The organism is Undibacterium sp. 5I2 (assembly GCF_035019605.1).
GTDB lineage: Bacteria > Pseudomonadota > Gammaproteobacteria > Burkholderiales > Burkholderiaceae_D > Undibacterium.
Genome location: NZ_JASJVS010000008.1, coordinates 86,477 through 92,833 on the forward strand (window position 1 = coordinate 86,477; position 6,357 = coordinate 92,833).

6 protein-coding genes are annotated in these 6,357 nt (G+C 52.5%); 5 read left to right on the forward strand and 1 reads right to left on the reverse strand.

All coding sequences use genetic code 11. The features are described 5' to 3' along the window. Nucleotides 1–3: 3 nt before the first annotated feature. Nucleotides 4–801: a TatD family hydrolase gene (locus tag QN359_RS05085; protein ID WP_322248446.1), complete on the forward strand. Its 798-nt coding sequence runs from the start codon at nt 4–6 to the stop codon at nt 799–801. Then, entirely contained in the window at nt 798–1,445 is a 648-nt protein-coding gene (locus QN359_RS05090; RefSeq protein ID WP_322248445.1) for an ankyrin repeat domain-containing protein, read from the forward strand. The genes QN359_RS05085 and QN359_RS05090 overlap by 4 nt, the downstream gene beginning before the upstream one ends. On the opposite strand, the gene QN359_RS05095 is transcribed toward QN359_RS05090, so the two are convergent. After that, nucleotides 1,442–1,657 carry a hypothetical protein gene (locus QN359_RS05095; RefSeq protein WP_322248444.1) on the reverse strand — a complete coding sequence of 72 codons (216 nt, stop codon included), beginning with the start codon at nt 1,655–1,657 and terminating at the stop codon, nt 1,442–1,444. The two genes, QN359_RS05090 and QN359_RS05095, sit on opposite strands and share 4 nt — an antisense overlap. Nucleotides 1,658–1,828: 171 nt before the next feature. Here QN359_RS05095 and QN359_RS05100 point away from each other — a divergent pair, with 171 nt between their 5' ends. The 3 genes from QN359_RS05100 (at nt 1,829) to QN359_RS05110 (ending at nt 6,078) form a co-directional block, all read left to right on the forward strand. After that, nucleotides 1,829–3,562, forward strand: a complete 1,734-nt coding sequence (locus QN359_RS05100) for an ABC transporter permease subunit (protein ID WP_322248443.1) — start codon at nt 1,829–1,831, stop codon at nt 3,560–3,562. Between the two features lie 14 nt (nt 3,563–3,576). Then, nucleotides 3,577–4,881, forward strand: a complete 1,305-nt coding sequence (locus tag QN359_RS05105) for a nitrate/sulfonate/bicarbonate ABC transporter ATP-binding protein (RefSeq protein ID WP_322248442.1) — start codon at nt 3,577–3,579, stop codon at nt 4,879–4,881. A 174-nt stretch (nt 4,882–5,055) separates the two neighbouring features. Continuing rightward, complete coding sequence (locus QN359_RS05110) at nt 5,056–6,078, forward strand: transglutaminase domain-containing protein (RefSeq protein ID WP_322248441.1); 1,023 nt, start codon at nt 5,056–5,058, stop codon at nt 6,076–6,078. Nucleotides 6,079–6,357: the final 279 nt, after the last annotated feature.

A 6,357-nucleotide genomic window follows, 5' to 3' on the forward strand; every position in this document is an offset into this window, starting at 1 on the left:
TCTATGTACGTTGATTCCCATTGCCATATCAATTTTCCTGAGTTAGTCCAACGTTTGCCGGAAATCTTGGAAACGATGCGCACTAACGAGGTCGGCCATGCGCTCTGCGTGGCGGTCGATTTGCCGGATTTTCCGCAAGTGCTGGCCTTGGCGCAAGCTCATCCGCACATCTATGCCTCAGTCGGCGTGCATCCCGATTACGAAGACACGCCCGAACCCAGTGCGGAACAACTGGTTGAGTTGGCGCAGCATCCAAAAGTGATTGCTATCGGTGAAACCGGGCTCGATTATTTTCGCCTGCAAGGCGATCTCGAGTGGCAACGCGAACGTTTTCGCCAACATATTCGGGCTTCGCGCCTGTGCCGCAAACCGCTGATCATCCACACCCGCGCCGCCGCCGCCGATACTATCCGTATTTTGCAAGAAGAAGCGGCTGGCGTTGCGCAGGGTGGGGTGGCGGGTGTCTTGCATTGTTTTACCGAGTCGCTGGAAATGGCCGAGGCAGCCATAGCGATGGGTTTTTATATTTCCTTTTCAGGCATCTTGAGCTTCAAGAGTGCCAAGGATTTGCAAGCCGTTGCACGGGCCTTGCCGCTGGAACGCATTTTGATCGAAACCGATGCCCCTTATCTGGCACCGATGCCGCACCGCGGCAAAACCAACGAGCCCGGTTTCGTGCGCCATGTCGGCGAATTTCTGGCTAATTTACGCGGCATTTCCGCCCAAGAAGTGCAGCAAGCGACAACGCGCAATTTCTTCGACTTATTCTCGGACGCGCAACGGCCCGCGGAAGTCGCATGAAGTCCGCGCCTGCCGCTTGCTGCTTGGCGCTGCTGCTACTCAGCAGCGCCGCGTCGGCCGACAGCTATGACGATTTTTTATTTGCGGTGCGTTTCAATGACAGTGCGAAGCTGCAAACTCTGCTGGCACGCGGCATGGATGCCAATGCCGTCGAAGCGCTGCGCGGCGAAACGGCCTTGATGATAGCGCTGCGAGAAAAATCCTTCAAGGTACGCGATTTGCTATTGCAATTGCCGGAGCTGAAACTCGAGGCGCGCGCAACAAACGGAGATACCGCCTTGATGCTGGCCGCATTTCTCGGTGACAGCGACAGCGTGGCCAAATTGATCGCCGCTGGAGCCGAAGTCAACCAAGTCGGTTGGACGGCATTGCATTATGCCGCCGCCTCCGGCAATCCCGAAACCATTGCTGTTTTGCTTGAGCATGCCGCGTATATCGATACCGAATCGCCGAATAAAACCACGCCTTTGATGATGGCTGTACGCTCCGGAAAAAATGCCGCGGTCGAGCTCTTGATCGACGAGGGTGCCGACCTATACCTGAAAAATGACCGGGGCATGACTGCCCTCGATTTTGCGCTGGAAAATGAACGGAAAGACTTGATTTTGTTGTTAAAAAACCGCCTCGCGGCGAAGCCGAATTAAGCTATTTTCAGTGCCGCTAAAAATTCAATTTTTTGCACCGCATCATATTGTGAACAGGCCTGCGCCTGTGTTACAGTGCGGTCTTCATCGTCTTGGAGTTCATTCTGTGGATAGTTATAGTTGTCGCTCTTTTGTAGCGCATAACCCGGCACGGTAACCGCAGATTTCCTGCTGCTACCTTGCCACTCGGCGGGTAGTAGTATTGACAGCACGATGCTGATTTTCTACTCACCCAAGTTTTTTGACATCTGACTCCTCAGTTCGGCAGGCAGCCAGATGCTTACATCCATCAATGCAGGTGAGTATGCTCATCTGCCGGGGAGTCAGTTTGTTGCGTCTTCATTTAATCTCTCGTTTTACCCTTCTGTCAGCAGGAGGATGCCATGCTTGAATTATTCAAATTCAATTCACGCGACGATGTGGTCGATCATGGTGGTCCTAACCGCTGGGATTGGGCCTTGCTGCCGCTGATTTTAGCCTTGGTCAGTATCTTCGCCTTCGCTGCCATGCAGATGAGTCATCCGTTTGCCGTCGGCGAAGCTTTGGAAGTCTCACTCGATCCTTGGTATCTGCCGTACTACCTGCTCAGAACCATCTTACGCATGTTTACCGCGCTCGGCTTTTCACTCTTGTTCAGCCTGGCTTTTGCAGCTATCGCAGCGAAATATGCGGCGGCGGAAAAAGTCATGGTGCCGGCACTCGATATCTTGCAATCGCTGCCGATTCTCGGCTTTCAGGCGATTGCGATCGCACCGTTCATCGCCTTGTTTCCCGGTAATTTGTTAGGCGTTGAATGTGCGGCGATTTTTGCGATCTTCACTTCGCAAGCTTGGAATATGGCATTCAGTTTGTATCAATCGATGCGTACCGTACCACCCGAATTACAAGAAGCCGCACATATTTTTCGCCTATCCGGCTGGCAGCGTTTCTGGCGCCTCGAGTTGCCGTATGCGATGCCAGGTTTGCTGTGGAATATGATGATGTCGATGTCGGGTGGCTGGTTTTTCTTGGTTGCCGCTGAAGCGATTTCGGTGGCCGGCCAAGATATCAAATTACCGGGCATCGGTTCCTATATTGCGGTGGCGATTGAAACTGAAAACGGTACCGCCATCGCCTGGGCCATCGGTGCCATGCTGACCGGTATTTTGCTCTACGATCAATTGTTTTTCCGTCCTTTGTTGGCTTGGGCAGATAAATTCCGTTTCGAAGAATCGCAAGGAGAAGCATCGCAACAATCGTGGCTACTCGATTGGATGCGCAACAGCAGTTGGATACGCGGCTGGACTGAAAATTTCTGGTCCTTCATGAGTCGCGGCTTATCGTGGTTTGCCGTTACCTACGATGGCACTTCCGAACGGGCGATCAAAAAAGGCATGAGCCCGCTGTGGTCGCGGGTTTGGGATGGGGTGCTGATTGTGATCACCATGCTGGCAGTGTTTCGTCTGGTCAGTTTCATCCGCAGTGATGTCGGCATGAGTGAAGTGGTACATGTGTTCGGACTCGGTCTCATTACGCTCACACGGGTGATGTTGTTGATCGGTTTGGCTTCGCTGGTATGGGTGCCGATTTCAGTTTGGATCGGTTTGCGCCCGCAATACTCACAAAAAGTGCAGGCACTGGCGCAATTTCTGGCCGCCTTTCCAGTCAACCTGATGTTTCCTATCGTCGTGTATGCGATGGTATCGTTCAAACTCTCGCCCAATATCTGGCTCAGTCCGCTCATGGTCTTCGGTACCCAGTGGTATATTTTGTTCAATGTCGTCGCCGGTGCCTCGACTATTCCGAATGAATTGCGCCTGGCTGCCGATAATCTTGGACTCAAGGGTTGGTTGAAATGGAAGCGCGTGTATTTGCCGGCGATTTTCCCCAGCTATATCACCGGTGCCATCACCGCCAGCGGTGGCTCGTGGAATGCCAGTATCGTGGCCGAATACGTTACTTGGGGTAAAACCACTTTGGTGGCAGACGGCTTGGGCAGTTACATCAAACAAATGACGGAAAGCGGTGACTTTCATCGCATCGCCTTGGGCATAGGCGTGATGTGTATTTTTGTGATGATGTTGAACCGCTTTTTCTGGCGCAAATTGTATTTGCTCGCCGAAGACCATATTCGTTAAGAAAGAAGATCAAGATGAATCAACCGCTGCTGATAGACCTGCAACAGGTCGCCAAATCCTTCAAGGCATCCGACGGCAAGTCGCGCCTCATTCTTGATAAAGTCGATTTCCAGCTTAAAGAAGGTGAAATCGTCGCCTTGCTGGGCAAATCCGGTTCCGGTAAATCGACTTTGTTACGCATCATGGCCGGTTTGATCCCGGCCGACAAGGGCAAGGTCGCCTACCGCGACAAGACCATACACGGCCCGGTGGCCGGGGTGGCGATGGTATTCCAATCGTTTGCCTTGTTCCCGTGGTTAACCGTGCAGCAAAACGTTGAACTCGGGCTCGAAGCCCAAGGTGTCGCCGCTGATGAACGTGAAACGCGCGCCGACGCTGTGCTCGAATTGATCGGTCTGGCTGGCTTTGGTGGCGCTTTGCCGCGCGAATTATCAGGTGGCATGAAACAGCGCGTTGGCATCGCCCGCGCACTCGTCACCAATCCCGATATTCTGCTGATGGATGAAGCCTTCTCGGCACTCGATGTGTTGACCGGCGAAACTCTGCGCAATGACATGCTGGAACTGTGGGATGAAGATAAGATTTCCACTAAAGGCATCTTGATAGTCTCGCACAATATCGAAGAAGCGGTGGTGATGGCCGATCGCATCATCATTCTTTCCAGCGACCCCGGCACGATCCGTTGCGAAATCAAGATAGATTTGCCACGACCACGGAATGTGGATTCACATGAAGTGCGCGCCTTGATTGATGAAGTCTATGGCTTGATGACCATGCGCACCACCCATGAAGCCAGTTCCGAAGTACCGAGCGCGAAGCATCTTGGTTACCGCTTGCCCGATACCGATGTCAGCCGCATCGAAGCGATTCTCGATATGGTCGCCGCAACCCCTTACAATGGCCGCGCCGATTTGCCACAACTGGCCGAAGAAGCCGAATTGTCGGATGAAGAATTATTCCCAACCTATGAAGCGCTGAGCCTGCTCGGCTTTGCCGTGCTGGAAAAAGGCGACATCATCTTGACCCCCTTGGGGCAAAAGTACTTCGACGCCGAACAAGCCGAGAAGCAGGAATTATTCGGTCAACAGTTACTCATGCACGTCCCCTTGGCCGCGCATATCCGGCGCAAACTCGAAGTCGAAGTCAATGGCAACTTGTCGGAACAACCCTTGCTGGAATTGTTGGAAGAATTCCTCAAAGCAGACGAAGCCAAGCGCGTGCTCGAAGTGGCGATCGAATGGGGCCGTTATGGCGAAGTCTATGAATACGATTACCATACTGGTCGCCTGAAACTGCCGGAACAAGAAAGCGAAGAGTAGTTTGTTCTGCAAAAAAAAGACGCTGCGGCGTCTTTTTTTTGCATCTCACTTATTGTGTCATTTTCGTCACTATCTGCGATCGAGATTGACGCCAATACCAAGTTTCCAAGATACTGTAGTGGCAACATTTTGGCGTAATTTTTTTTGCTTGATTTTTCCAAACGAGGGTGGGACATGAATTCCTTACGCATGCTGCAATGTACCCTTGTATCTCTGGCTATGTTGGCTGCGCCGGCGGCCCAAGCACAAGAATTAAGCGCGCAACAACTGCAGCAAATCGATGCCCATGCACTGGCCGCGCCCTTCAGCGCTGAGCAGGATGCGCGTCAGTTGGCGGCCTATCTGACCGAGGGGCTCAGTTCAGAGCGGGAAAAAGCCCGCGCGATTTACCGCTGGATCACCGATCGCATCAACTACGATGCCGCGGCTTACCTGAGTGGACACAGTGACGCCAGCACGGTAGAAGAAGTACTGCGCAAGCGCATCAGCGTCTGTGTCGGTTTCGCCGGCTTGTTTGAGCAATTGGCACGCGCCGCCGGCCTGGAAGCGCGCACCATTTCCGGCTATGCCAAGGCAGCCGGCAGTCTGCCGGGCCAGCATTTTGATAAAGCCAATCATGCCTGGAATGCCGTGCGCATCGATGGCCAGTGGCGGCTGGTTGACACCACTTGGGGGGCCGGTTATTTGAAAGAAGGGAAATTTCAAAAAGAATTATCGGAAACATTTTTCTTAACCGCCCCTGAACAATTAGCCTTCACCCATTTTCCACTTGATCATCAAGCGCAGTTTCAAAGTACGCCGCATTTATCGCAAGCTGAATTTGAATCCTTGCCGGCATTGGAAGCGAATTTTTTCCACAGCAGCATCTCACCGCTGGCAGTCTGGTCTGCCCTCAAAAACGTGCAGGCAGAAGGTGGTTTAGTGCATACCTTCACGCTGCCCTATCATTCGGTCGCCGTACGCGAGGCGCCACTGATGTATCGTCTGCGGCGTGAGCAGGCGTATGCGTTCCGCATTGAGGCGACGCTGTTTGAAAAAATGGCCATCGTGCAGAGCGATCACTGGCAAGAAATGCAGCAGCAGGGTACTTCCTTCGTGCATGAGCTCAGCAGTGTTTGGCCCGGTTCTTTGATGGTGGTTGGCAAACCATATGGCAGTGAACAGTATACGGCGATCTTGGCTTATGAATTGCAGTGATGGCCGGTGCTGCCGGTTTGATTTTCCGCTCAACGGTCATGCCCGACAGCTCTGCGCTGAGCTACTATTCACACAAGTTGTTTTCACAGAAAAAAAAGTGCCCTTGATCGACCCTCTCACCCTGAAGGCACTAAGTGTAGTGGTCAAGTTATTTCGGACACATCAATAGGTTTTTTTTCTGCCATTTCTTTTTCGTAAATCATGGGCGGCAAATTGCCCAGCGTTGAATGCAATCGTAAGCAGTTATAAAAGCCTACGATGTATTCAATGATGTCTTTT